Below are 2,196 nucleotides of genomic sequence, written 5' to 3'. Positions count from 1 at the left end.
GCGCGCCGCTCGGTGCCGGGATCCGGGGTGGTGCTGATCACGGAACCCTGTGGCACCTCCTCGCTGAACTCCCGGGCGACCCGGCCGGCCTCCAGCCGGTGACGGTGACCGTGTCGTCGTTCTTCAACTCGGTGACCAGGGTCTTCACCTTGGTCTTGTCCCAGAGGAGGTTGCCGCCGGACGAGCCCGCGAGCGGCATGTTCATCGACTTGCCGTCGCCGCCGGTGACGCCCTTCATCGCCCAGAACATGTCGGCCAGGTCGAACAGGCTCATGTCCTTGTCGACGACCAGGGTGTCGAGGCCCGCGCTCATCGTGGGGTAGAGCTTGAAGGGGTTCAGCAGCGTGCTCGGCGTCGCCGTCTGGCTCGCCAGGGCCGCGAGGAACTTCTGCTGGTTCTTCGTACGGTCCAGGTCGCTGCCCGCGAGCGCGTACCGGGTACGAACGAAGGCCAGGGCCTGCTCGCCGTTGAGGGTCTGCTTGCCCGCCGTGAAGTTGGCGCCGGACTTGGTGTCCTTCATCCCGCCCTTGGGGATGGTCAGTTCCACACCGCCGACCGCGTCCACGATGTTCGCGAAGCCGGCGAAGCCGATCTCGACGTAGTGGTCGATGCGCAGCCCGGTGTTGAACTCGACGGTACGGACGAGCAGTTCGGGCCCGTCCTCCGCGTACGCCGCGTTCAGCTTCACGTGCCGGCCCGTGCCCTTGAACGTCTTGCCGGACTCGGAGCCCACGAAGGTGGGGATCTCCACGTCCGAGTCACGGGGGAGGGAGATGAGGGTCGGGCCGTTGTCGCCGGTGTGCAGGATCATCATCGAGTCCGTGCGCTGGCCTGCGGCGGACCCGGTACGAAGCTTCTTCTTCTCCTCGTCGGACAGCCCCGCGCGGCTGTCGGAACCGACGATCAGATAGTTAGTGCCCTTGCCCGTGTCCGGCCGGTCGATGACCTTCGACAGGTCGACCTCGCGGTTCAGCTTGGAGTCGGCCCAGAAGTACGTACTGACGGACACCACGACCAGCAGGGTGACCAGGGTGATCGCGGTCCACTTGATCCGCTTGCGCCAGTTAGGCGCAGGGCGGGCACCACGCCCACCGCCTCCTGCGGCACCGGCACCGGCCCCGCCACCGCCGTAGACCTGCCCGGTGTTGTAGTCGCTGCCGCCGCCGCTGTAGCCGTCGTTGCCGTACGGGTCACTGCCGTACGGCTGCTGCTGAGGCGGGACCCCGCCACCGTAGGGCGGTGCGGAGGAGGACCCCTGCCCGTACTGGCCGCTTTGGCCACCCGGGCCACGTTGAACCTGTCGCATCACGCGCGCACCCTCGGGCTGTGCGTTCGCGCTGCCGCGACCGTACCGGTTGTTGCGGTTGTCGTCGGACCACGCGTCAGGCCAATCGTTCATGCCGACCAGTGTGCAGTGCCGGGGTGTGTCCTATACAAGGGTCGAAGGAAATTAGGAGCAGGGCTGTTGCGAAGCTGACACAAATCGCCCATGTGTACGTCCGGCATAAGGTGAGGGCCATGACAGACCAGGCCACCAGCGCAGATGCGGCACCCCCGGGCAAGCCGACCTCGGCCTCCCGGACGACTCTCAGCCACATCATGACCCACGCCGACACCAACCTTCTCGGTACGGTGCACGGCGGGGTGATCATGAAACTGGTCGACGATGCGGCGGGCGCGGTGGCCGGGCGGCATTCGGGCGGCCCCGCTGTCACGGCGTCGATGGACGAGATGGCGTTCCTGGAGCCGGTGCGGGTGGGTGACCTGGTCCACGTCAAGGCCCAGGTCAACTGGACCGGCCGGACCTCGATGGAGGTCGGGGTACGCGTCCTCGCCGAGCGCTGGAACGAGTCGACGCCGGCGACGCAGGTGGGGTCGGCGTACCTGGTCTTCGCGGCGGTCGACGCCGAAGGCAAGCCGCGCCGCGTCCCACCGGTCCTCCCGGAAACGGAACGCGACGACCGCCGCTACCAGGAGGCCCAGATCCGCCGCACACACCGCTTGGCGCGGCGGAGGGCGATCGTGGAACTGAGGGAACGCAGAGCGGCGGACGGCTTGGACGACTGAGGGGCCTTTCCTTCGCCCCCGCCGCCCCTACCCGTCCCATCCTCGGGGGCTGCCGCCCCCAGACCCCCGCTACGGCCCTGAACGGGCCTTGTCCTCAAACGCCGGACGGGCTGACTGACTCAGCCCGTC

At 68.2% G+C, this 2,196-nt stretch carries 2 protein-coding genes; one reads left to right on the top strand and one right to left on the bottom strand.

The annotated features are described in order from the left end of the window. Window positions 1–37 precede the first annotated feature (37 nt). On the bottom strand, window positions 38–1,399 hold the full coding sequence (locus tag ACWCRB_RS49640; protein ID WP_451002349.1) for an LCP family protein: 1,362 nt from the start codon (window positions 1,397–1,399) through the stop codon (window positions 38–40). 119 nt (window positions 1,400–1,518) lie between these two features. Between ACWCRB_RS49640 and ACWCRB_RS49635 the strand changes: the two genes are divergently transcribed. Continuing rightward, complete coding sequence (locus ACWCRB_RS49635) at window positions 1,519–2,067, top strand: acyl-CoA thioesterase (RefSeq protein WP_451002348.1); 549 nt, start codon at window positions 1,519–1,521, stop codon at window positions 2,065–2,067. Window positions 2,068–2,196: the final 129 nt, after the last annotated feature.

It is taken from the genome of Streptomyces sp. NPDC002156 (assembly GCF_053593675.1).
The sequence above is the reverse complement of the archived record's forward strand: the minus strand, read 5'-3'. Positions and strand labels throughout refer to the sequence as shown.